Below are 22,826 nucleotides of genomic sequence, written 5' to 3'. Positions count from 1 at the left end.
CGGTTCACCTCCTTATTGAATGCGTTGGAATTGATATCGGAATTGGAAGTTGGCGTTCCCGCGGATTTTAAGCACATTTTTGCCGGGGGGAAGGTCCAAATAGTTGTCATTGAAGCTGCCGTACCGATAGGTGGCGGCCAAGCTCGTATCGATATGCTCCTGCTCGCTGTTGACATATACCGTTTCCTGATCAAGCAAATCCGCAAAGCGGAACTCGGCGTTGCCTTGCGACGTGTTGACCACGGCAAATTCGCCTTGTCCTTGCTTCGTTATCCATATCTCCGGCTTGCAATTCAGATCGCCTTTGTTGTCGAATACGGCAACGGGCTCGAAATGCAGGGAGAGTTCGCGGAAGGCAGGGGAGACCGAGTATCGATCAGACTGCAGCATGACCCGGAACCGGAGCAGCATATCGTGCAGCGGCGTGTCAATCTCGGCGTCCGGAATGCTGCCGCCATTGACGCACGGCTTCCAATCAGTCCACGAATCGCCTTGATCCGCCGAGAGGGAGGTCTGCACATGGACCTTGCTGTTGCCAGGAGCATCGCTCTTCCACGTCATCCGCGTCAGGGCGCCGTCTCCATGCAAGGAAACAGGGATTGGGGGAGATGTGTAGACGCCTGACAGGTTGCTCAAAGAAAGCCAATTCGCCATCGTTCACACCTCTATTCAATTTTGCCAAACGGTCTGAAAAGCGCGGATATTCCGCTTTCCTTCCATTTGGCAATGCGATATCCCAGCCATACCACGGTGTTATCGTAGATGCTCGTGCCGCTCGTCAAGCTCCAGTCCGGTTCGGACGCCCCGGCCTCGCCTTCGGTGATGCATACATAAAAACGGCCGTTGTCAACGGTCGGGAATACGATATCGTGTTTGAAATAGAGCTTGGAGCGCTGCCAAGCGGAAGCGCCGCGTGTGTCTTGAACTTCCCGCTCCGCCGAGCTCGGGAAGACGGGCTCCGTCACTCCGGAATGGCCTGCCTGGATGCAAATGTAAACGTGGCCGTTGTCTTCGGGCGGAATGATGCAGTCTCCATTGCGATAGGAGGTCAGTGCCGTCCACGCGGGAGCCGTACGTCCCGTTCGCGTATTGACCCAGCCGGCATACTCGCCGATGGCGGGCTTCGAGTTCCATATGATGTCGCTCTGCTTCCACAAGCCTTCTACAGGCGGGGAGGGGGCGTCGTCTTTGGATGCTTCATCCAAAGCGGAAAAGTTCTCGCCGAGCTCTTGAATCGTTTGATAGATTTCATCCGTATATTCCGGGATGTGCAGCTTTAGTTTTTTCGTTCGTTGTGACATGTGGTGCTCCTTTCTTATGTAATATCCGGCCAGGCTGCGCCGGAGTAGTCGCTCCATCGCGGCACCTTGGAGTCCAGCACGAGCTGCCCGGAGGCATCCTCGGCCAGGCCTGGCTTCGTGCCTGCGGAGAAATTGCTGATGCGATGGTCGAGACGGGTATCTTGCCATTCATACCAAGGGGATGAATAGACAGGGGAGTAGGAATAGGGCGAATCGCAGCGGAACGTGAGATTGACATAGCCTTGCGACAGCGCGTTATGAACCAGTGTAGGCTCGTCGACTGCCAGGGCATAGAAGACGCGCTCGGGGTCGCTGGAGAAGATCAGCTCCTTGTAATAGTCCTGTTCCGTCAGCCATCTGGCTATCTCGCGGATTTGCCGCGTATTCCACGTCTGTTCAAAGGCGAATGAGACTTGAAATTTGAGCGGGTCTTTCGCAATGCCTTGGAAATAAGGCTTGCCGCGCCCGCCGATGCTGACCTCTTGCAGCGTGCGCGGGGCCGCGAAAGGCTCTTCCAGCATACCCGAGTTGATGTTTACGTTCACGATGCCGTAATCGCTGCATTTGATTCCGGCATAGGAGAAGGATTCGGAAGATCGGATTGTCAATGGATGTCACCCCCTAAATATTGACGCCGCGCGCTTTGAGGCCGTTAATTAAGGAAGCCGCCATGTCGCCGCCGTCTTTTGGCCCGAAGGCTCCCGTAATGGCTACGTGCAAATTCTGAATCGTCGTGCCGGCATGCGTTGTATTCTGCTGCTGCGTGAAGCTGGGCAGCTTCATGTTCCGGATGGAATCGACGATGTTCCGGGTAATATCGACCACCTTCAGCAAGTTGAAGGAATCGGATTGATTCAGCACGATCTCTTTCTCGTGGGCGAGCAGGAATTTGCCGCCATTTCCACCCCATGGGGGAGTCATGCCGCCTGACTTCGCGGAGAACGGCTTTATATTTTTCAACTCGTCATAGGATTTATCCGGGAAATTGTATAATTTGCGATAGGAATCGTTTATGCTGCGCAGCTTGTTGATTTCTTCCTTGATATGAATGATGTCAATCGAATTGGGATTGGTTCGTTGCAGTTGGATTACTTGTCTGGTCAAGGATTCGGCTCGCTGCTTGTTGGCAAGGTACTCCTTCCAGCTTCTTTGCTTCTCGGCATCTTCGTTCTGCTTGCCTCCGCCTGCTTGTCCCGGCACAGTGGAGCTGCCGGAAGGCGCTTTGCCGGATGAACCGATAGTGTCGCGATACTCCTGCGTATTGGTGTAGTCCTGCTCAAAGCCGTATCTGATGTTGTCGGCTATTTTCGTGCCGAACCGCTTGCTTTGCTCTTCGAGATGAGCAAAGAACGAATCGTATTTTAATTGTATCTCGTTCAAGGCCGTATTTACGGCGGCTTTGTCTTCATTGAGCAGGGACTGCTTCAGGTCATAGAAGCATTTCTCGTCTTCCAGGATTTGCTTGTAATGTCGTTCGATTTTGCGCTTCTCTTTATCGAGCTTGTCGAGCGCGTCCTCGTGCTGCTTATCCTCGAGCTCTCTTTCTTTCTCGATTGTTTTTCTCCGGTCTTCAAGCTGATCGGAGAGGCCTTCTTTGACGAGCTCGCGCTCGCGATCGAGCTTGAACTTGTCGATTTCTTCATTTTTGGAATCGAGCTGCTCCTGCAGCGCTTTTCGCTTTGCTTTTGCTTCAAAGGAATTGTCCAGCGCCAGCACACTGATCTTGTCAGCAATGTCCTGCCGCTCCTTCATCAGTTTATTTAACTGCGCTTCGTAATCCTCTTCCGCATTGGCCCGATCCAGCGACTTGAGCCGAGCGTTGATGATGTCTTCGTATCGTTTCAGCTCGTCATCCAAATGTTTGACTTTATTGTTATGGCGCTCGTTCTCGCCGCGTATTTCTTCTTCGATTGCTTGCTCGCGAAGTTCTTTTTCCTTCTGGAGCATTTTCTTGTAATTCTCGATGATGCTGTCAGCCCGATCGGATCTGGCTTTCGCTTCCGCATTGTTCATATCGGCAATTTGCTTCAATACGGTGCGCTGATATTCATTGAGAGCATCAAGCTTGGCTTGGGTGAGGCTCTTTTCCGCGATGGATTGGCTCTGATTTAGTTTCCGTGTCAATTCCGCGGTTTGCGATTCAATGGATTGTGCAGCTTGGGCGTAAACGGAAGCAATGGCCTTGTCGATGTCTGTGGCCGCTTGCTGCTTCTCGAGCGTGTCCAATGAGCCCAACAGGCTTTTCTGGAATTCCAGCTCTTTCATCTGATCCTCGAACCCGGAGATAAGGGCGTCCGCTTGTTTTTTCCCGAGGTCCTCGGATTGAGTGACTACCTCTTCATACTTATTGTTTTGAGCATCCAGCAAAGTCTTGAGGTATATTTCCGCAGCCCGTTTCTGGGCGTCCGTAGACTTGCCGCTTCGGATAAATTGCTGGGTTTTATAGATTTCATCATTGATTTGCTTTCGTTCGTTGACGATGTTCTGGACAATCTCTTCCGTATACGTAGCCAACAGCTCTTTTTCTTCCGTGGTGTTGATTTCACCCAGCATGGCAATTTTATGCTTGGACTTGGCTTGTTTATTTTCGCTGGTGTTCTGAAGACGTTCCAAATTATCCTTGTAGGATTCAGCAAGGTTTATGACAGACCCATTTAGTTTTACATCAGTATCATCAAGTTTTTTCGTTAAGGAAAGGAATTCTTCTACGAACTTTTCTAGTTGATTAACTGAATATCCGTAGGTCAGATTTGACCTTTTATTTTTTCCCGTTCCTTTAGTTGTATATTCGTTTTTAGCCATTGAACCCAGTTTTTCGGTGACATTATCGATAACTTCACCATTCTTGACTAGTCCAACTTTAGTTAGTTTTTTCTCTAGTAATGACCTATCATTCACCTGAGATTTCTTTAAATTCTCAAGGGCTTGGATTAGGTTATGATATTTTTCAATTCTCTTCTCTAGTAAGTTGTCATACTCTTTACCAGAAGCGATACCTTCTTGAATGGCTTGGTTATTTAACTCTAAAGCTTTGTTGGCTTTTTCAACCTCTTCCTCAAACTTGTTCAACTTTAAGTTAGGAACATAAGGAGCTTTTTCTTTAGAGCCACTTGTCGAGCTTGGGGTTTTACCAGTAGGAGCGCTGCTTGAAAAGAAGAAGTCAATTGGTTTACTCAGCACTTTTTTTGAAGCCGCAATTTGTTCGAGCCTCTTTTTCAATTCTGCGTGCTTAGCCTTAGCTTCTTCCCCAAATATCATGCTGCCTAACTGTTCAGCATGAGGAGTGATAGCGCCGATTTGATTGTAGAACTGCTCATACATTTTTCTTTTGGATTCGAGCTGATTCCATGAGCTTCGAACACTTTTCTCTTCATTCTCAAGCTCTTGAAGCATGAGCTTTCGATTTGCATCGGCAACCTCTTTTAGTAAATCTCCCCTTTTAAAAGTTAAATCATTTGTTTCTGCAAGATGTTGCGCTAGTTGAGGGTAATCTTTAATTAACTGAAGGATTGTATTAGCAGACAACTGCTCGCCTTGATTTATTTTCCAGTATGCATCCGATAAAGTATTCATTGAAGATACTGTCTTATTTATTTCACCAGCAAGTTGCTCCATAGTTTTGGCGTTTCGTTCCACACTCTCAGCTTGCTCTTTCGCCTTAACTTTGGCAGCATCAAAGGTGTCTGTAAGATTTTGTAATTGCACATCGGATAATTTGTACAAATCTTTGATTTGGTTGAATCTCTCTACTTCTTCAGGGGAAGTAATACCGTCCGACATAATATTTGCCAAGGAAGAAAGGCTCTTAGTCAACTCGTCAACACTACCGGAATCTTTTAAAAAATCTGAATCAAATGAATCAATGAGATTGCGGAGTTCTTTTAACGATTCTGGTTTGATGCTGATATTTTTTAGTTGTAAACTGTCTTCAATAGTTGATGCAATCTCATCTCTTAATTGGCTGTACCTGTTAGCAATTTTGTTTTGTATATCTACTGACTGTACTTCTAGTTGATTACTTTCAACATTTATTTGGCGTTGTATTTCAGTGTAAAGTTCTTTGTTATTACTACTATCCGCTAAAAGTTTAATTTTTTGGGAATTAAACGAGCCTTGTTGACTGCGTATACTGTCGATCTCATCATTAAATGACGAGATTTCATCAATAATGTTACGATATCTGTCTTTTGCAGAATTAACATTTAACTGCAATTGAGCCTTGGATAATTTTTCTGTTCCTTCAATTTCTCTTTCAATGGCATCTGTATTTTTTAAATGCTTTTGACCTTTATCATCAATGGATGCTACTAGACCCGGCATTAGAGTGGACAATCGCTCAATTACAGTCAAATAAGACTGTTCCTGTTCATAATTGGCGAACACTTGCCCATTGTTGGTTACAGCTTGAAGAGAATTGTAGGTATTGACAAGCTCTAAAATTTCGTCTTTATGGGCTGTCCATAACTTGGTGGTCTGTCTCGTTTGTTTTTCTAATTCGATTTGCTTCTGTTTTTCTTCTTCGTATTTATTGTATAAAGAGGTTAGACCACTCACTGCTAAGCCAATAGCAGTTGATAACCCAATGCTTAGAACAGATTGTAATCCAATTAGAGCTATTTTTGCTTTAAGAGTTGAGTTGGTATAAAGTTCAGTAAAAAACGAGAGTGCCCTTATGTTTCTCCCAGCATCAGCAAATGCTTTGACCATAGAATCATCAAAAAGTCTTTTTGCAGCATCAGTTCCCAAGCCGTTAAAAAAATCGCTGGCTGTTTTTACAAACGGATTGGATACAGGGCTTGCCTTCGTGTGGGCTGCGGATTCAACACTCGTTGTAGTTGCTTCGTTACTCCCCATTTCGTTGGCCGACTGTACACGAATTAAATCTTGTTGCTTTTCTTCGAACCTCTCCATATTACGAATTAGGGTTAGGATAGCATCGCTTTCTTGGAGGATTGCTGTTTTTCTATCATTTATATGTTTTGTGGCTTGAACAGAGCTGTCTATACTTGCGCGTATTCTTTGTGTGACTTTATTGATTGCCTCACCAAGCGAGAAATTTTTGGCTATGATTTCTTCAATGAGTTTCTTTTGCAGCTCATATTGTTTTATTATCTGTTGCCCGGATGAAAGCATTACATTTACACTTTTCGTATACTTCTGATCAAAATCAACACTTAGTTTTACTTTGCTAAGCTTGGGATGCTTCTCGATCTTTTTGATTGCCTTATTGATCTCTTCAACGGTCTTCGTAATATTCAAGGAACCGGTCAGCAGGGTTACATCGTTTTTCATGGCTTCCACTCCTTTCCTTCATGATGAGCGCATGCGCATTCGGCAGTATGCTCATTCACTTTCTTGGGTGTTTTGCTCCTCCGCGATGGGGTGGGAGAGCAGGTAGCGGATTTCATACATCGCATCCTGCTGCGCGAAGCCCTCGACCGGCGTCCGGTTCAGAAATTGCAAAATGTTGCTGACGATGTTGTCCGACAATTCATATTTAGGCATGAACGTTCACTCCTTTACTAAGCGGTCTCTGTATGTTTTTCCGTGTCTGCGTATTCGCTGTTCCATTTTTCAAGCTCCCGATCGATCGCTTGGTTGAATACGCCGAGAGCGGCATCCAATTCCTCGAACAGCTTGTGCAGCTCATCCGCGTCAAACGCATCCAAAATCGGTTCGGTATAGCCGCCATCATTGAGCAGATGGAGCATCTCCATATATTGGCCGAAGGTCGCGGCATCTGTCTTCAGCGACGTGAAGTACTTGATCGCCAGCATCGTTTCGATGCCCAAAATCAGGCCGGCGTCAAAAGGCTGGTTGGCCGTCAATGCCTCGGTCAAGATGTGCAATAGCTCTGCTTTGAGCTTGTTTTTCCGTGAGGGGCGAAATACGGTCTCGACATCGACCTTCGTTTTGTTGTCGAACACGACTTGCTTTTTAGGTTTGTATTTTTCATTGGTTTCTTTTTTTACCTGGGTTAAGGTGAGGTTTTTGAGTTGTGTCATGTCGGTTTTCCTCCTTATTAAAATGAAATAGGGGAGTATGGTTACTCCCCTAAATAAAAGCGAAACGGATTCAGCTGGGACGGGAGCGGAACGAACGCCTCCAATCTTTCCCCCCAATGCGACATCCATTGGATTCTGTGCAGTGAAGGCAGGATGGAGACCGCTTAAGATTAAGCTCGATTGGAATATGTCCAATGCGATTTAATGCTTTTGCATTTATTGCGCAATTTTCGCTGCTAGGTAGCCAAATCTATTGGATCAAATCCACTCAACAGGCCGCTTAGCCGCGAGAACCCAACTTTCTGCTGCACATTTTCCAGTGGATCCGTCTCCTGGACTGCTCCAACGGGCCGCCTTCTAGGCTGCTCCAATGAATCCGCCTCTTAGGCCGCTCCAGCAGTTCCACCTCTTGGGCTGCTCCAACGCGTCGCCTTTCAGGCCGCTCCAGTCGAGCTGCCTCCTGAAGCCGCAGTGCCGATTAATCCTCGTAAATGACCATGTCCGCCAGCGTGTCCACGCCATTGACCTTCGCAGGGAAAATATCGAACACGAGCGACAGCGAGCTTGGATCGCCGGTAGGGCTCATCGTCAGCGTGAAGTTCGGCTGCAGCTTCGCCTTGTAATAAGTCATCTGCATCGGAACCATTTCGCCGCTCACTTCGTCCGCATAGAGCGTGTCGCCGACGATTTTCACGTATTTCGGGAACGACTTCGCGTTGAAGGACAATTTATGGGCGGACGCCGCTTGAAATTGGTAATACACTTCTACTTCTTGACCGATGGCAACGGTTGCCTTGTCAGCCAGCTTCACCTCGGCGGCGCTAACCGATGCCACGTCCTGAGGAGCGCCTGTCACGCCATTCGTGAACTCGAATACACTAACTGCTTTATCTCCGCCCACCGGAGTTTTGCTGAGCTTGATTTTCTTGCCGTCCGAGCCGTCGCTTTCCACACGCACGATTTCTCGCTTGTAGATGCTTTGCGGGCCATTCGTAATTTCATCGCCTGCGAGCAAGGCGAGATGCTGCATCGTAAAGATCTGAGTCTCCAGCGTAAGCGTTGCGCCTTTATCGCCATTCCAGGCAATCCGGCGCGGGTTGCCGCTGCCGCCGCGAGCGTATACCGTTTCACCCGTCCATTCATTTTGCGCGGACGTAGCGTAGTCCATATATAAGATCGGCGTATTCGTAGCGTAATCCATAATTTGCGTATCCAAAATTTCGCGGGAACCATATTTTCCTAATGTCATAACATAAATCCTCCTAAAATATCTGTTTTCATATCAAAACTATAATTTGCTTTTTACGATCCATTCAGGCAATTGATCCGTTTCCTTCATGTAGCCATTCGCCCAGACGGGCAGCATTCGGTTGTGGCTTTCCTTCAGACCGATTCGTTCAAACTGCTCATACGCTTGATATACAGTCAGCTTGCCGACATTAAATACGTTGATATCGTTGCCCTCCGCACTGCAGAGGATGGACAAAATGTCTTTCAGCTCCAAGGCATTTTGCTCCGCATCATTGTATTTGCTTCTGGCCCGTTTCAACTTCTCGAACATGATTTTAGCTTTATTATTTTTTGGTTTTAATTCGGCTTTGGCTTCGCTGATCTGACCATTCAGCTCTTGGATGACACGGGAACAGAAGCGGTAATTTTCCTTCGTAACAAATGGCTTGCCATCAACAACAAATTGCCGCGTTGCGCCATCGAACTGCACGTCATCCTGTATAAAGAAGGATAGGGCCTTGCACAGATAGGTCTTCGTTGTCTCTTCAAGCGTCAACAATTCATAGTCATCAGCAGATTCGATCAGAGAATATCGGTCATCATCGATGCGGAACACATCTTTGAAAATTTTCTCTTTATCAAAAGAGCAAAACAGAAGATAAATGTAATAATTATGCTCGCCGATCTCGGCAATGTCATCAATTAGAGGAGAGTAGAGGCGAATTCCATTATCCAATGACACGGGTCTTCCGAGAAAAGCTTCCAGCCGGTTCATATGCATGCCGATCCCTCAATGAATGCTTATTATGTAATTCATAGCTCATAGTCATAGCAGTCATTTTTATACAATCAAGTTCATTGCGCACCACTCCTTTCAGAAGAAATATTTTTATGCATTTTTTATTTTTAATAACCGTTTGCTGCTTCTCTCTCATCCTCTCACCTATATATAGAGGCATTGGAGGAAAATTGACCACTTTCGTTCAAAAATGTTTCGGGATGCGTTCTTTTATGTAGATGTTATGCGAGACGCAATAGGTTTTCGAAAGCTTGTCAGATATGCTTTTCACCATTCGTTTGACCTGCCGCATATTGGCTTTATGGGAATAGGTGTGCTGCACATGCTCGGTGGCGCGTCTGATGATTTCCGTCTTCGGATTTATCGTGAAGGTCATCATTTTACACCGCTTTTCATGATCGGTCAGCTTGTCATCCGTTAAAATGTCATTTGTCTTTTCCTGATCGATGTAGGACATGTCCATTCGATATGCGCCATCTTGCTGCAGCAGGATGTTCAGAACATCTCTTTCCTTTGGCTTTAAGCTCGCAGTGGCAGCTAATTCCTTGAATTCTCTTAGAATCTCATGCAAGTCTTCATCTACGCGGCCGAAATATTTGGAGCTCAATTCGAAATAATGAAGCATGATGCCTTCCATATGTTCGCCCTTTTTAAGATCAATGTGATTCTCGCTTACGGAAATATAACGGTCTTCGTCAAAATAACCGGTATCTTCATCCCACACATAGACGGGGGAGCCGCTTGAGCCGAATGAAAAAACGCCGCGCAGCTGTTCTCTGACAATAAATAGCTCGTACTTCAGTTCACCGAGCAGCTTTCTCCATTTCCGCGCTTTAATCTCGTTCAATGGCTGTTTATCGTTCGCTGCCGCCTGCAGCTGCTGCTCCAAATGATCAATATTGACCATGATGTGCTGGAGCGGCGCATATTGCTCGATTTCCTTTTTTGTTACCTTCCGATCTTCCTGCTGTCTTTTTTCGGACTTCCGTTTCATCAACATTTCTTTCATGCTTTGCTCATGGAGTGCCAGTCTCGATTCGGGAACATTCTCGAATGCGAACGCTTCTCTATATGTATTGGTCGTTTTTTTATGGTTGGATAGCGTAGGATATTCATCTTTTATGTTATTGCATGTGCCGGAAAGCACCTGCTGTTCGTGCTGCTCGTCCTGGAAATCGGCAAACAAAATATAGTCAGCCAGCTTCGTTATGTACTCAGAGAATGCATCGTGTTCAGATAAATGATCATGATTTGTTTTTATATGCTTGCGGGAAAAGGGGGCGGTTAGAATATAGCTCTGGAGCCATGGCTGGCTGCGGAGCGCCTCTTCACACCATGCCGCGCGTTCGCCGCCATACTGCAAGGAATAGTCCAGCTGCTGGAATAGTTGATAGAATGAATCCTTTAAGCTCTCGTTATTGACATCGTACGTTACATATTTTTCTTCCATGTTCAATCTCCTCCTGGAGTCGTTTCGTACAATCATTTTACAGCATAACTTCACGAAATACAAACATATGTTCCCGTTTGAAAATATATCGTTCTCACTTATATGAGCGTATGCTATTATATCCACGAAGAGTGTGGACCTGAGGGGAGAAGGAATACATGACAGTGGAGCTTTTCGATGCGCTGCCTTCCTTATTTGCAGACATTATTAAAAATAAAGAACAACAAAGAGAGATTGATAACATATTAGTACAAAGACATCGCTTTCCCAGAAGCTTGTTCATTGAAATTTTGGCGAAGCATGAAGTCATTCATAGCTTGTCAGAAGTGGAATTATGTGTGCTTATGCGGGTCGTGTACGAAGTAACCGGCTACGAACAGGCTGCTCCCGCTCGATTTTACAAGAAGAGTGAATTAACTAAAGCTGCTAAATATATGCGCCAGAGTAATGATGACATAACGTTGCCCTATACGATGGAAGGGGTGCTCGCGGCTCCGTCGGGAAGAGACTTTGTCACAATGCTCTCGTACCAAGAGATTCAACGATTATGGAACTCCAAGGTGATTACGTATAACCTGCAGGCGCAGCGGCTGTCGAAGAAGAAAATGATGAAGGATGGCACCGTATCCGAAAAAGCGGATATCAATTTGAAAAGCGTAAAAAATATTACTCGCCTGATGCTGGAAGGGAAATATAAGGCGGATACCCTGCTTATTAATATATTGGTTGATGGCCATGATCAGATCGCATATGAGGATGGCAGTTTAACCATTTATGAAGGAACGACCGTCAATCTGATCGATGGGATGCACCGCGTCCAAGCGATATTGAACGTGCTGGAGGAAGAACCGGATTATGAAGGGTTCATGAACGTAGCGATTAAATATTATCCGCTGAGCGAGGCGCAATTTCTGCTTGGACAGATCAATACGGTCAACCGGTTCGACAAGACGCTCGTCAAGCATTATATGGCTGAGAGCATCGGCGCGCAGGTCATGTCGGCGCAAGGAAAAGTAAATTCCAACAAAATAAAGCGTCAAATCAAGCAGTTTTTTGAGCAAAAGGTTGATGAGTTGATGTAAATCCAGCTTGCAGGGGGTGTGGAGCAATGGCCAATATCGTGTATGAAAATAAATTTTACAATGAAGAAGCGAAGCGCAGATTCATGCAGGCGTACGCCGCAGGGACCCAGAAAATTATAGCCAGGCTGTTTAAAGTGTCTCAAACGATCGAGCATGATCTGGACAAAGATTTGTATGACTTTAATCGCGAGCAGCTGAGACGCCTGTTCTACTTATACTTGCCCAAGACGGAATATTCAAGCCGAGCCAACGTGACATGGATATCGAAATATATCGATTGGGCGATAGAAGAAGGTCTGGCATGCGGTCTCAATCCGTTGGATGGGGTGGCGCAAGAGTGGAAAGAGCAGTTCGTCATCAAAGGGATTAAGAAATATTGGACAGAGCATGAAATCGATACCATTATTTTAAAATGCGTCAATGCTCAGGATGCCGTCATTGTCAGCTTGTTGTTCAATGGCGTTCGGGGAGTAGCGAATAGCGAGCTGCTTAATTTAAAGAATGAAGATGTGGATGTGGAGAACAAGCAGCTGACGCTGCTGGACGATAAAGGCAACCGCAGGATGATTGCCGTTAGCGAGCAATGCATTGATCTATGCGTGAAGGCGCTGCGGGAAAGTGAATACGAGAAGAAAAACGGAAATCCAAGCATCGACATCAAAGCTCCGACCGCATGGCTGGTCGACAATAATTATGTCATCAAATCTTCCCATACGAGAACAGAGCATTTTAATGAGGCGGAAAAAAATATCATTCATCGCAGATTATCCAACATTGCCAAGGAAATCAAGGAACCTGGCTTCACGCCCATGAATATCCGTTATTCGGGCATGCTGGCCATGGCCAACCATTTATACGCGCAGTTCGAGCGGTTCGAACGAAGCGAATATAAGCGGATTGCGCAGCAGTTCAATGAAGAGTCAGAGCAGAGCGGGTACCGCATTCGAAAAGAATTTTTGAACCTGCCGACGCTGCAAGCGCTATATCAATGGAACGAAAAGCAGGGCTGAAGAAAAAAGTATAAAAATATTTTAAAAAAATGTGGCGATAATAAACAGGTTGCTGTAATCCACCACGGGAATCCACCCTTATACTATGAGTATAGAGGCTGTTCCAAAAGACTTTTTGAACACGCACTTACAGCAGAAAGAGGGGGCTCTAGAATGGCGGCATGTTGGGTAGTAAAAGAAGACTGGGGGAGCAAGCGAGATCGTTTTTTATTGTGGTTAATTGAAGCTTGCGGCCTCCGTACGGAAGAACATACGTTTCGCGCAATCGAGGAAGCTGTCCAATCCGAACAGGATGTCGACGATTGGCATCGTTTTTTTCATGGAGATACGGATGCGTTGGAGGATGCGACAGACGCTTATATTGGTTGGCAGCGCGCAGCCTATTCCGAAATTGAGTTTATGCATGATTATTATAAAAATCGCACAATGGCCTTGGAAAAGCTTTTCCGCAAAAAGTGTTCACGGTGGGAAGTGGCGAAGCTGGATCAAAAAATAGTTCGCGGTGAGCTGTCTGCCGCCAAAGTATACAATATATGCGCAACTGACGAATGGTATAATTCGCTCAGTAAAATCGTGCGCGCAACATGGTGAGAGGCTGCTAGAAGCTTCTTTCTGCCATTATAAAAATAAAATATGCATAATATTAAAAATGAAGAGGTGCTTCATATGGTCCCGCATTATGAGAAAACTATTATTCGCGTCTTGATTCCTCAATACAAATGGCATCAGGTGGAAGAGGAAGGACGCACCAAATTGGTCAAAACGAAAGAATTGCAGTCCGATGAATATGGGAGACCCAAGGCCGGCGGAGTAGTCGAAGATCGGATGTTCCAATTTCAGCATTTTTTATATGATGCCGAGAAGTATGTCGGAGCAGAGACAGACTATCAACGAAAAAAACAATATATGGCCCAATACGATTGGTCCAATCCTTCATAGTGGAGCCAATGCGATGAACGATACCGGTATCGACACGAACGTGAATGTTTTCTGCATGTCATTGGATCCGGAACAAGCGTCTGCGTTGCATCAATTCATCTGCCTGTGCTTCGAAAAGGCGCATGATATGCAGTCAGACTTTGTGTTAACCGCTTCCCAATACAGACTGCTGGGCTCTCTATTCAATCGCATGGAAGAAGCCAATCTTCCAAATGCTGCGCTATAAAACTGTGAATATATGTATTGAAAACGAATGAGAATCCATGGAAATTTGCTGTAATAACTGTGGTAATTGATGTAAAGGCGTGTTTTACGCGCAAATATATGGTTTAATGTAAACATGTGTTCGGCAGAATCTCCTCTGGATGGACTAGCCTGATATATTCTGGAGAACATGATAAGGAGTTGGATATGGCTAAAATAGTTCTCTCTATCTTGAGCGCATTGGTGTTGATTACGCCCCCGGCTCGGGAAGAAACGAACAAGGTAGCGTTGTTGTTGGAAAAATGGAGGGCAAGCAAAGCGATTGTCGTCGATTTTTCTCGTTCGTTCGTTAAAGACAGATCTGCAGTCGTACAAGCTAGCAAAGGGGTCAAGGCGGAACAGATAAAAAAGAAAGAAGTATCCGTCCTCGGTGTGAGCGATAACCGACGCCCGAATATCCCATCCGTCACCTTGTCCGATGAAGTTCTGGATATGATCTGGAAGGAAACGCGCGCGGAAGGCATCAACTATTACACGTTCCTGGCGCTCATCAAAGCAGAAAGCAACTTCGATGCCAAAACCGTCTATCATAATGATAACGGTACGACCGATTACGGCTTGGTGCAGATGAATTCACGGAACGTCGGCAGATTGGCGAAGGAAATTCGCGTCAGCAATCTGGATGTGTTCAATCCGGATCACAATATCCGGCTTGGCATTGAAGAGCTGATTGAATGCAGGGAATATTGGGAAGATACGTATCAGGGCGAAAAGCTGGAGAAAGCGATGCTGCTCGCATATAATCGCGGCCGGGCAGGCTCGGAGCGATGGATTGACAACAAAGGCACGATCGACAGCTCTTATACGAAAAAAGTGATGAAGTATAAGAAGCATTTTGAACAGGAAGCAGCAAAGCACTCATAGTGCGTAAGGCAACATGGTTTACAGGGATTCAAGATGAGCCGTACCGGAGGGTATCGACCTTCACTGTTTTCACCGTAATGGGAAAGAGGCGAGAAGTGAGCGCTTGAGCTCGCAATTATAACAATCGCACTTATTATTCAAGCATTTTATGAACTACTTATGCAGCATTTATTCTAATACTCCGAATAGATAACCTCCCATTCTCATTACGCCACTTACAAAATATTTTAAGACAGCTTGATTAATCCCGTTTGCACCCTATCAGAGATGCGCCTTTTATAGAACGGCAGCTGGAACATCTCGATGTCCGCTCCGTTCCGGAAGGTATATTTTCGCAAGCGTAATATTCCAAGGGAGGGGCAGTGTGCCCCTCCCGGAATGACTAGAATGTCCTGTTTTAATCGTCCCATTCCACTTTCAATACGGTTCCTGTCGTGGCAGAAACATCGACTTGGGCTTCCTTCCCCTTGCCTGTCCGTATATCCACCTCGTATACATAGCTGCCGTCGTCTTCGTCCAGTTCGACTTCCTTCACCGTACCGGCTACCTTGGCGAGCGCGATTCGTTTTGCTTGCTCCTTGTCGATCTTCACTTGCGTGCCGACAGGGACAGCATGGGAATCGGCATGATCGTCGTGGTCCTCGTCATCGTGGTGCTGCCACACCTTACCGGACTCGGCATCCACGTAAACGTCCGTCTCATCGTTGTTATAATCGAGTTCATAGACGAGCCGGCCGTTGTTTAGCTCGAGCTCGATTTCCTTAATTGTGCCTGCATGTGCTTGCAGGGCAAGCTTTTTCGCTTGTTCTATGCTTATTTTTGCCTGCGGCTGTAATTTGCCTCCATCGTTGGCGTTCCACGGTTGTGCCGCAACGGCAGCCGCTCCTCCCAACGCCAAAGCTCCCGCCAATGATGCGATGATGATTTTTTTCATGTTGGTGACCTCCTAATCTTGTTCAACTAACTCCATCATAGGACCTCAACATGAGAAGAACAGGATAATAAGATTAAAATTTGATGAGAAAGACAATCACGAGCCCGGCATGTCATTGGCGCTAGGCGGTCTGAGCTAGGTAACATTACCTCTCACTTTAGTCTTCCCATGAGATGGACAGCACCTCTCCTGTATACGCATCAACTTCAATCTTTACTTCCTCTTTTTTGCCCGTAATAATCTCCACTTCGTAAAGAAGGGTATCGTCGTCATCCTCCAGCTCAATCGAGTGCACCGCGCCTTTCACTTTGGCGAGCGCGATTTGCTTGGCTTGCGCGGCGCTGATTTTGGGCTTGGCAGCTTGCGTGCCTTCTGGTGCGCCGCCGGCATGCTCGACTTCCGACATATACACGACGTTACCGGTGTCCGCGTTTACTTCGACGATCGCTTTGCCGTCATTTTTGGTGAGGACGGTGACTACATATACTTCCGCGCCGTCTCGTTTGCTCTTTTTCACTCCGGCAACGTCACCCTTGGCTTTTGACAGCGCAATGCGCTTCGCCTCGTCTTCCGTCACACCCGGCTTGGCAGCGGCATCAGAATCCTGGGGCGGGGCGCCGCCAGGGGCATTACTGGAGGATGCTGCCAGATGCGCGATGTTGCCTGTCACCGCGTCGGCCTGGATATGATAGGCGCCGTTCGATGACTTCAAGAGCATGGTGTATACAGCGTGTCCTTTATCGCCGCTCAATTCCAGCTTCGTTACTTTTCCGGGGTAGAGGGCTTCGACCTTTGTTTTGATTTCTTGCTCGGACAACAGAGTCGGGGGCCGGTTAAAGCTAAAGCAGGCTATTCCGGCAATCAAGATGACGGCCGCGATAACCCCGCCGAGTGCGATGCGCTTGTTACGATTCATTTTGTTCCCCCCTCAGCCTTCACCGGAATTCTCACCTTGATGCTTGTTCCTGCGCCTTCGACACTGTTCACGTCAATCGTTCCCGCGTGCGCGGCGACGATTTGCTTCGCAATCGACAGGCCCAGACCCGTGCCGCCGGTGTCCCGGCTGCGGGCTTTGTCCACCCGGTAGAACCGATCGAAGATGTAGGGAATATCTTCCTGCGGAATGCCAATCCCTCGATCATGGACGCTAAAAAACGCGGCATCATCATCGCGGCCCATATGCAGCTCGATCGGGGACGTGCTGTATTTCAATGCGTTATCCAGCAAGATGAACATCAATTGCTTTATCATCCGTTCATCGACGAGAGCGTCTATCTCGCGCGCTTCGCTGTGCAGCGTTATCGGACGGTCATGCGCCGCCTGTATCATCCTAATCGCATCTTCGCCAATCTGCAGCAGGTCGGCTTGAGCCAACTCGACAGTCTGATCCACATCCTGCCGTGCGAGCGAGAGCAATTGATTCGCCAATTCCTTCATCCGGACGGATTCGGAGTAGATCGCATCGATGGACTCTTCCAGCACCTCCGGCTTGTTCATCCCCCAACGTTTCAGCATGCGCGCATAGCTCTCGATGACTGTGAGCGGGGTCTTCAACTCATGGGAGGCGTCAGAGACGAATTGCTGCTGCTTCTCGAAGTTGCTCTGTAAAATGTCAATCATGCCGTTGAATGTGTTCCCCAGTTGGACCAATTCATCGTTTGCGCTGCCGCTGAGCTTAAGCTTTTTAAATACTCCGTTGCGCTGAATCTCTGCCATGGTCGCATTCAAAGAGTGTATCGGACGCAGGATGACATTGCTCAGCATTTTTCCGGCAACGAAGGAAGGAATGAGCACGACGAGCGATGCCACAAGTAGGACGACGAGCAGGAGCCTCATATTTTGTTGGGCCGATGCCAGACTTTCCGTCACTTCAAGGGCGGCGATGCTGCCATCGCTCCAAATGATTGGGAAATAGGACTTCGCAAGGAGTGCGCCTTGAAATGTGGACATCTCTGTCGTCTGCAAGGTCCTATAGACGGGAGCCATACCCGCGAATTCTGCTTCCTTCGTTACCGTCACGATAGGACGCCCATCCTCCTTGATGACGCGGATCATGCCGGACGATGGCAAGTATGCGCGCAGCAATTCGGCAGCCGGAATTGCGAGCTCGGAAGGCTTAACGGCTTCGGCTATGCTTTGGGTGCGCAGGGCGATCCGCTCCAGCTCTTCATTCGATACCATGCGATTGAAGAGGAAATAGATCGATGTGTTTATGATAAGAACGATGATTAACAGCCCTACTGTCGAGAACAACTGAATCTTATGTTTGAGATTCATGGGAAGCTACTCCTTCAGCACATATCCCACGCCTCGCACGGTATGAATGAGCGGGGGACTATATTCATAATCTATTTTTTTACGCAAATACCGGATGTAAACATCCACCACGTTCGTATCGCCCACAAAATCATAACCCCACACATGGCTTACGATCTGTTCCCGGTTCAATACTTGATTGGCATGCTTCATCAAGAACAGAAGCAGATCGAATTCGCGAGCCGTCAGCTCAATGGGCGCGTGCTGGCGTGTAACCGTGCGAGCTTTCTCATTCAACGCAAGATCGGCGACTTCCAGCAAGCCCTCCTGTTGTCCGCCGTCCTTCTGCAGCTGCTGCCGGATGCGAAGGCAGGCCCGGATTCGCGCAAGCAGCTCCTCGATCTGGAAGGGCTTCGTAATGTAATCGTTCGCGCCCATGTCAAGACCGCTCACTTTGTCTGGCACCGAGTCTCTTGCCGTAAGCAGAATGATCGGCGTCAGAGCCTCAGCCGCCCGAATGCGGCGCAGCACCTCGAGACCGTTAAGGCCGGGAAGCATCACATCCAGCAGCACGAGATCCCATTGTCCTTCATTATATTTTCGGAGACCCTCGGTGCCGGAATGTTCGATGTCCACGGTGTAGCCTTCATACTCCAGCTCCAGCTTGATTACGCGCGCTATTTTTACTTCGTCCTCAATGATTAAGATGTGCCCATTGTTCATCGTTGCATCTCCCGGATAGTAATCGTACAAGCCCTAATTAATGACGCTTTGCTAAAATACATACTGTAAATAAGGATATCCCGTTCTTGGTTCTAGTTCAACATGAGCTGGGGATATGCATCAATAGTCCAGATTCGGCGGCCTAATGGCATGCAGGTTGCAGTATGTCCAATGGATGCAGGCAGCCAAACCGTTCGTCCTGCAGACGCGGGGAGCCCGGTTGCATTTTGCGGCGACTAATGATAAACTTCTATTCGCAAGGCTTTTCACTTTCATATATTTTGACTTACCTTCAGGGCAGGGTGTAATTCCCGACCGGCGGTGATGGGCAATGACCGAATTTCGGCAAGTCCTCAGTCCGTGACCCGGGCGAATACGTTCGCACGGTGGATCTGGTGCAACTCCAGAGCCGACAGTATAGTCTGGATGGGAGAAGGGGCGTCAGGAGAAGAATCATTTTTTTTGATTCTTTATAGTTCTTTTTTTCACAATTCGAAGCGCACATGAAGATGTGTGCAACGTTTATATTGGTATACGATACTTTTTCAGGTGTTGATCAAAAAGAGCGAGGCTTTCCGAAGTCGCTTTCTTGCGAGTACTTGTGCTTTGCAGAGAAGCGCCCTTTTTGAACACATATTTTACAATTTTATGGGAAAGTATTGTTTTTCAAATGCTGATTATTCGTTGCTCATTATGCTTTGCGCCTATTGTGAAATGAAGTACATACCTGTAAGCTCATATGATCTAGCCCTTCGGAGGAACCGGAGGGTTTTTTTTGTTCCCGAATAACCCGCTTAGGGAAGAATTGCAGGAAAGGAGGTTTGAAATCGGTGCATGATGTCATAAATGATGAATTCTACATGCAGTTGGCGCTCGATATGGCGGAACGGTCGTTAGGGCAAACGGAGATCAACCCAGCGGTCGGCTGTGTGATTGCGGCCGAAGGCCGTGTGGTCGGACTCGGCGCCCACCTCCGGCGGGGCGAGGGCCATGCGGAAGTGCATGCGCTCCATATGGCGGGGGAATTGGCCCGAGGGGCTACAGCATACGTGACGCTTGAGCCGTGCAGCCATTATGGGAAGACGCCTCCGTGCAGCTTGCGCTTGGCGGAATCGGGCGTGCGCCGCGTCGTCGTCGCATGCCAAGATCCGAATCCGGCTGTAGCGGGGAAAGGCATTGCATTGCTGCGCGAGCATGGAATCGAGGTCACCGTCGGTGTTCTCGAGGAACAGGGGCGCGAGCTGATTGAAATGTTCGCCAAATATATTACGACCCGTCTTCCATATGTCACGCTCAAAACGGCCAGCACGCTTGATGGCAAAATAGCGACATTCACGGGAGACAGCAAATGGATATCCAATGCGGAAGCTCGTGAACGGGTGCATGCGATGCGCCATCGTCACCAAGCGATTATGGTCGGCAGCGGTACGCTGCTGGCAGACAATCCATCGCTTACGACCCGGCTCGCTGTTCCAGGCTTGCACCCGATGCGCCTGATTGTAGATTCCCGGCTGCGCATACCATTAGACGCCAAGGTCGTGACGGACGGACTCGCGCCGACGATCATTTTTACGACCTCGCACGCGGATGAAGCGAAGCGGATTGCCCTGCAGAAGCTTGGAATCGAGGTGGTTGCGGCAGGAGGCGGCGGACAGGTGGATTTGCGGAACATGATGACATGGTGCGGCCAGCGCGAGATTGGCTCCGTGCTTCTTGAAGGCGGTGGCCGGTTGAACGGTGCGATGCTGGAAGCCGGACTGATAGACAAGGTTGTCTTGTTCTATGCGCCGATTATTGCTGGCGGCAGCCTCGCGCCGGGGAACTTCACGTTTAACGGCGTGGAACGGATGCAGGATGCGTATCGGCTGCAGCAAGTAAAAGTAGAGACGCTAGGAGATAATATTTGCATTAGCGGCTATCCGAACGGGAAATCTTCCGATAATGCGGAAGCTTCAGAGATCAGTAAGGAGGCAGAGGACGATGTTCACGGGGCTTGTTGAAGAGATAGGAAGGCTTCAGTCCGTGACCAAGCGCGGCGAAGCGCTGGTGCTGCACATCCAAGCGGGCAGCGTGCTTGAGAGCTTGAAGTCGGGAGACAGCATCGCCGTCAACGGCGTCTGTCTGACCGCTACCTCCTTCAATCGTTCTTCGTTTGCGGCGGACGTCATGCCGCAAACGTTCCGGCATACGAATCTCAAAGATTTGCGCCCGGGCGATCCCGTCAATTTGGAGCGGGCAATGGCAGCGGACGGCCGCTTCGGCGGTCACATTGTGCAAGGACACGTAGACGGAATGGCCACTATCGTACGCCGGACGCCGGAGCATAACGCGGTCGTGTTCGAATTCAGGGCAGCGCGGCCCGACATGGCTAAATATATGATCCCGAAAGGCTCGATTACGATAGACGGCATCAGCTTGACGCTCATTCAGGCAGAGCAGGGAGAATTCGCCGTATCCATCATTCCGCACACGCTGGCGGAGACGGCGCTCTATTTCAAACAGCCGGGCGATACGGTCAATATTGAATGCGACGTACTCGGCAAATATGTCGAGCATTTGCTTAAATATCGTTTCTCCTCCGTGGAGGATGAGCAGAACAGCACGGCAAAGCCAAGTTCGCTGAGCGCCGCTTTTTTGGCGGAGCATGGCTTTATGTAACGGATAAAGGGGGAAGTTCCATGAATGACATCATTCACTTTGATTCGATCGAAGAAGCGATTTACGATTTGATGCAAGGCAAAATAATTGTAGTCGTCGATGACGAGGACCGTGAAAACGAAGGCGATTTTCTTGCGCTTGCGGACAAAGCGACTCCTGAAGTCATTAACTTCATGATTACGGAAGGAAGAGGGCTCGTCTGCGTGCCGATTACTGCGGAGCGTGCCGAAGAGCTTGAGCTGCCGCCGATGGTTACGCACAACACCGACAACCACGGGACTGCATTCACCGTATCGATCGACCATGTTGACACGTCTACGGGGATATCGGCTCACGAGCGTTCCCTGACGATTCAGAAGATGCTCGATCCGGCAGCCAGGGCGCATGATTTCCGCCGTCCCGGACATATCTTCCCGCTCATCGCGAAGGCGGGCGGCGTGCTTCGCCGTGCGGGTCACACCGAAGCGGCGGTCGACTTGGCCCGCATGTGCGGCTCCAGTCCTGCGGGAGTCATCTGCGAAGTCATTAAAGAAGATGGAACGATGGCCCGCCTGCCGGACTTAATGGAGCTTAAGGAAAAGCACGGACTGAAGCTCATTTGCATCAAAGACCTTATTCATTACCGCAATGAGAAGGAAAATTTGGTGCGCCGCGAAGTGGAAGTGAACATGCCAACCGATTTCGGCACATTCAAGGCGATTGCGTATACGAACGAGGTTGACAACAAAGAGCACGTCGCTCTTGTTAAGGGGCATATTGACGGAACGCAACCGGTGCTCGTCCGCGTTCATTCCGAATGCTTGACGGGTGACGTCTTTCATTCCCACCGCTGCGATTGCGGGCCTCAGTTCGCCGCCGCCTTGCAGAAGATAGAGGCGGAAGGTACGGGAGTGCTGCTCTACATGCGTCAAGAGGGGCGCGGCATCGGACTGATTAATAAGCTTAAAGCCTATAAGCTGCAGGAGCAGGGCTTGGATACGGTGGATGCGAATTTGAAGCTGGGGTTTCCGCCGGATTTGCGGGACTATGGCATCGGGGCGCAAATATTGAAAGACATCGGCGTGCGCAACATCCGGCTGATGACGAACAACCCGCGCAAAATCAAAGGGCTCGAAGGATACGGGCTGGAAGTGGTTGAGCGTGTGCCGATTCAAATGGAAGAAAACGAGGACAACACGCGTTATTTGCATACGAAAGCGGATAAGCTGGGCCATTTGCTGCAATTTGATTCGCTGGAGCAGAATGAACACAATCGCTCATAAGCGCATTTCATTAGCTAGCAGCTTATGTACAACAGGCACACTCAAACTT

At 48.3% G+C, this 22,826-nt stretch carries 22 protein-coding genes and 1 riboswitch; of the genes, 9 read left to right on the top strand and 13 right to left on the bottom strand.

Annotation, left to right across the window (positions count from 1 at the left end):
• Positions 1-12: 12 nt before the first annotated feature.
• The 9 genes from JSQ80_RS28805 to JSQ80_RS28765 form a co-directional block, all read right to left on the bottom strand.
• A complete protein-coding gene (locus JSQ80_RS28805; RefSeq protein WP_206098152.1) occupies positions 13-654 on the bottom strand; it encodes a phage tail family protein in 642 nt (213 codons plus the stop codon).
• An 11-nt stretch (positions 655-665) separates the two neighbouring features.
• Positions 666-1,301, bottom strand: coding sequence for a hypothetical protein (locus JSQ80_RS28800; RefSeq protein ID WP_206098151.1), 636 nt, complete (start codon positions 1,299-1,301; stop codon positions 666-668).
• 14 nt (positions 1,302-1,315) lie between these two features.
• Positions 1,316-1,909, bottom strand: coding sequence for a distal tail protein Dit (locus tag JSQ80_RS28795; RefSeq protein ID WP_206098150.1), 594 nt, complete (start codon positions 1,907-1,909; stop codon positions 1,316-1,318).
• A 13-nt stretch (positions 1,910-1,922) separates the two neighbouring features.
• Entirely contained in the window at positions 1,923-6,593 is a 4,671-nt protein-coding gene (locus tag JSQ80_RS28790) for a rhoptry family protein (RefSeq protein ID WP_206098149.1), read from the bottom strand.
• 51 nt (positions 6,594-6,644) lie between these two features.
• Entirely contained in the window at positions 6,645-6,806 is a 162-nt protein-coding gene (locus tag JSQ80_RS28785; protein WP_206098148.1) for a hypothetical protein, read from the bottom strand.
• A gap of 17 nt (positions 6,807-6,823) precedes the next feature.
• On the bottom strand, positions 6,824-7,306 hold the full coding sequence (locus tag JSQ80_RS28780) for a hypothetical protein (protein WP_206098147.1): 483 nt from the start codon (positions 7,304-7,306) through the stop codon (positions 6,824-6,826).
• 478 nt (positions 7,307-7,784) lie between these two features.
• On the bottom strand, positions 7,785-8,555 hold the full coding sequence (locus JSQ80_RS28775; protein ID WP_206098146.1) for a hypothetical protein: 771 nt from the start codon (positions 8,553-8,555) through the stop codon (positions 7,785-7,787).
• A gap of 39 nt (positions 8,556-8,594) precedes the next feature.
• Entirely contained in the window at positions 8,595-9,317 is a 723-nt protein-coding gene (locus JSQ80_RS28770; protein ID WP_206098145.1) for a hypothetical protein, read from the bottom strand.
• A gap of 202 nt (positions 9,318-9,519) precedes the next feature.
• Positions 9,520-10,785, bottom strand: coding sequence for a hypothetical protein (locus JSQ80_RS28765; RefSeq protein ID WP_206098144.1), 1,266 nt, complete (start codon positions 10,783-10,785; stop codon positions 9,520-9,522).
• Between the two features lie 158 nt (positions 10,786-10,943).
• Here JSQ80_RS28765 and JSQ80_RS28760 point away from each other — a divergent pair, with 158 nt between their 5' ends.
• From JSQ80_RS28760 to JSQ80_RS28735, 6 genes are all read left to right on the top strand, one after another.
• Entirely contained in the window at positions 10,944-11,867 is a 924-nt protein-coding gene (locus tag JSQ80_RS28760; protein WP_206098143.1) for a DNA sulfur modification protein DndB, read from the top strand.
• A gap of 26 nt (positions 11,868-11,893) precedes the next feature.
• A complete protein-coding gene (locus tag JSQ80_RS28755; RefSeq protein ID WP_206098142.1) occupies positions 11,894-12,877 on the top strand; it encodes a site-specific integrase in 984 nt (327 codons plus the stop codon).
• A gap of 153 nt (positions 12,878-13,030) precedes the next feature.
• Positions 13,031-13,468 carry a hypothetical protein gene (locus JSQ80_RS28750; protein WP_206098141.1) on the top strand — a complete coding sequence of 146 codons (438 nt, stop codon included), beginning with the start codon at positions 13,031-13,033 and terminating at the stop codon, positions 13,466-13,468.
• A 75-nt stretch (positions 13,469-13,543) separates the two neighbouring features.
• Positions 13,544-13,816, top strand: coding sequence for a hypothetical protein (locus JSQ80_RS28745; RefSeq protein WP_206098140.1), 273 nt, complete (start codon positions 13,544-13,546; stop codon positions 13,814-13,816).
• A gap of 13 nt (positions 13,817-13,829) precedes the next feature.
• Positions 13,830-14,042 (top strand): hypothetical protein, encoded by a 213-nt coding sequence (locus JSQ80_RS28740; protein ID WP_206098139.1) that lies wholly within the window; start codon positions 13,830-13,832, stop codon positions 14,040-14,042.
• Between the two features lie 185 nt (positions 14,043-14,227).
• Positions 14,228-14,944, top strand: coding sequence for a transglycosylase SLT domain-containing protein (locus JSQ80_RS28735; RefSeq protein ID WP_206098138.1), 717 nt, complete (start codon positions 14,228-14,230; stop codon positions 14,942-14,944).
• A gap of 397 nt (positions 14,945-15,341) precedes the next feature.
• On the opposite strand, the gene JSQ80_RS28730 is transcribed toward JSQ80_RS28735, so the two are convergent.
• The 4 genes from JSQ80_RS28730 to JSQ80_RS28715 form a co-directional block, all read right to left on the bottom strand.
• Positions 15,342-15,878 (bottom strand): PepSY domain-containing protein, encoded by a 537-nt coding sequence (locus JSQ80_RS28730; protein WP_206098137.1) that lies wholly within the window; start codon positions 15,876-15,878, stop codon positions 15,342-15,344.
• Between the two features lie 157 nt (positions 15,879-16,035).
• The gene (locus tag JSQ80_RS28725) at positions 16,036-16,794 is read right to left on the bottom strand and encodes a PepSY domain-containing protein (RefSeq protein ID WP_206098136.1); all 759 of its coding nucleotides are present in this window, start codon (positions 16,792-16,794) and stop codon (positions 16,036-16,038) included.
• The gene (locus tag JSQ80_RS28720; protein WP_206098135.1) at positions 16,791-18,155 is read right to left on the bottom strand and encodes a HAMP domain-containing sensor histidine kinase; all 1,365 of its coding nucleotides are present in this window, start codon (positions 18,153-18,155) and stop codon (positions 16,791-16,793) included. Before JSQ80_RS28720 ends, JSQ80_RS28725 begins: the two co-directional genes overlap by 4 nt.
• Positions 18,156-18,161: 6 nt before the next feature.
• Entirely contained in the window at positions 18,162-18,857 is a 696-nt protein-coding gene (locus JSQ80_RS28715) for a response regulator transcription factor (RefSeq protein WP_206098134.1), read from the bottom strand.
• 284 nt (positions 18,858-19,141) lie between these two features.
• A riboswitch (FMN riboswitch) is annotated at positions 19,142-19,299 on the top strand.
• A 388-nt stretch (positions 19,300-19,687) separates the two neighbouring features.
• Here JSQ80_RS28715 and ribD point away from each other — a divergent pair.
• Genes ribD through JSQ80_RS28700 form a run of 3 tightly spaced genes read left to right on the top strand, consistent with a single transcriptional unit; the run spans position 19,688 to position 22,777 of the window.
• On the top strand, positions 19,688-20,857 hold the full coding sequence (gene ribD, locus JSQ80_RS28710) for a bifunctional diaminohydroxyphosphoribosylaminopyrimidine deaminase/5-amino-6-(5-phosphoribosylamino)uracil reductase RibD (RefSeq protein WP_206098133.1): 1,170 nt from the start codon (positions 19,688-19,690) through the stop codon (positions 20,855-20,857).
• On the top strand, positions 20,838-21,515 hold the full coding sequence (gene ribE, locus JSQ80_RS28705) for a riboflavin synthase (protein ID WP_206098132.1): 678 nt from the start codon (positions 20,838-20,840) through the stop codon (positions 21,513-21,515). Before ribD ends, ribE begins: the two co-directional genes overlap by 20 nt.
• 20 nt (positions 21,516-21,535) lie before the next feature.
• Complete coding sequence (locus tag JSQ80_RS28700) at positions 21,536-22,777, top strand: bifunctional 3,4-dihydroxy-2-butanone-4-phosphate synthase/GTP cyclohydrolase II (protein ID WP_206098131.1); 1,242 nt, start codon at positions 21,536-21,538, stop codon at positions 22,775-22,777.
• Positions 22,778-22,826: the final 49 nt, after the last annotated feature.

This window comes from Paenibacillus apiarius (genome assembly GCF_017052585.1).
Classification (GTDB): Bacteria; Bacillota; Bacilli; order Paenibacillales; family Paenibacillaceae; genus Paenibacillus_B; species Paenibacillus_B apiarius.
This window is presented reverse-complemented; position numbering and strand designations above follow the sequence as displayed.

Bases quoted from the DNA above. Each gene is read 5' to 3' on its own strand.
- JSQ80_RS28805 (WP_206098152.1), bottom strand. From the start codon at position 654: ATGGCGAATTGGCTTTCTTTGAGCAACCTGTCAGGCGTCTACACATCT.
- JSQ80_RS28800 (WP_206098151.1), bottom strand. From the start codon at position 1,301: ATGTCACAACGAACGAAAAAACTAAAGCTGCACATCCCGGAATATACG.
- JSQ80_RS28790 (WP_206098149.1), bottom strand. From the start codon at position 6,593: ATGAAAAACGATGTAACCCTGCTGACCGGTTCCTTGAATATTACGAAG.
- JSQ80_RS28785 (WP_206098148.1), bottom strand. From the start codon at position 6,806: ATGCCTAAATATGAATTGTCGGACAACATCGTCAGCAACATTTTGCAA.
- JSQ80_RS28780 (WP_206098147.1), bottom strand. From the start codon at position 7,306: ATGACACAACTCAAAAACCTCACCTTAACCCAGGTAAAAAAAGAAACC.
- JSQ80_RS28775 (WP_206098146.1), bottom strand. From the start codon at position 8,555: ATGACATTAGGAAAATATGGTTCCCGCGAAATTTTGGATACGCAAATT.
- JSQ80_RS28770 (WP_206098145.1), bottom strand. From the start codon at position 9,317: ATGCATATGAACCGGCTGGAAGCTTTTCTCGGAAGACCCGTGTCATTG.
- JSQ80_RS28765 (WP_206098144.1), bottom strand. From the start codon at position 10,785: ATGGAAGAAAAATATGTAACGTACGATGTCAATAACGAGAGCTTAAAG.
- JSQ80_RS28760 (WP_206098143.1), top strand. From the start codon at position 10,944: ATGACAGTGGAGCTTTTCGATGCGCTGCCTTCCTTATTTGCAGACATT.
- JSQ80_RS28755 (WP_206098142.1), top strand. From the start codon at position 11,894: ATGGCCAATATCGTGTATGAAAATAAATTTTACAATGAAGAAGCGAAG.
- JSQ80_RS28750 (WP_206098141.1), top strand. From the start codon at position 13,031: ATGGCGGCATGTTGGGTAGTAAAAGAAGACTGGGGGAGCAAGCGAGAT.
- JSQ80_RS28745 (WP_206098140.1), top strand. From the start codon at position 13,544: ATGGTCCCGCATTATGAGAAAACTATTATTCGCGTCTTGATTCCTCAA.
- JSQ80_RS28740 (WP_206098139.1), top strand. From the start codon at position 13,830: ATGAACGATACCGGTATCGACACGAACGTGAATGTTTTCTGCATGTCA.
- JSQ80_RS28735 (WP_206098138.1), top strand. From the start codon at position 14,228: ATGGCTAAAATAGTTCTCTCTATCTTGAGCGCATTGGTGTTGATTACG.
- JSQ80_RS28730 (WP_206098137.1), bottom strand. From the start codon at position 15,878: ATGAAAAAAATCATCATCGCATCATTGGCGGGAGCTTTGGCGTTGGGA.
- JSQ80_RS28725 (WP_206098136.1), bottom strand. From the start codon at position 16,794: ATGAATCGTAACAAGCGCATCGCACTCGGCGGGGTTATCGCGGCCGTC.
- JSQ80_RS28720 (WP_206098135.1), bottom strand. From the start codon at position 18,155: ATGAATCTCAAACATAAGATTCAGTTGTTCTCGACAGTAGGGCTGTTA.
- JSQ80_RS28715 (WP_206098134.1), bottom strand. From the start codon at position 18,857: ATGAACAATGGGCACATCTTAATCATTGAGGACGAAGTAAAAATAGCG.
- ribE (WP_206098132.1), top strand. From the start codon at position 20,838: ATGTTCACGGGGCTTGTTGAAGAGATAGGAAGGCTTCAGTCCGTGACC.
- JSQ80_RS28700 (WP_206098131.1), top strand. From the start codon at position 21,536: ATGAATGACATCATTCACTTTGATTCGATCGAAGAAGCGATTTACGAT.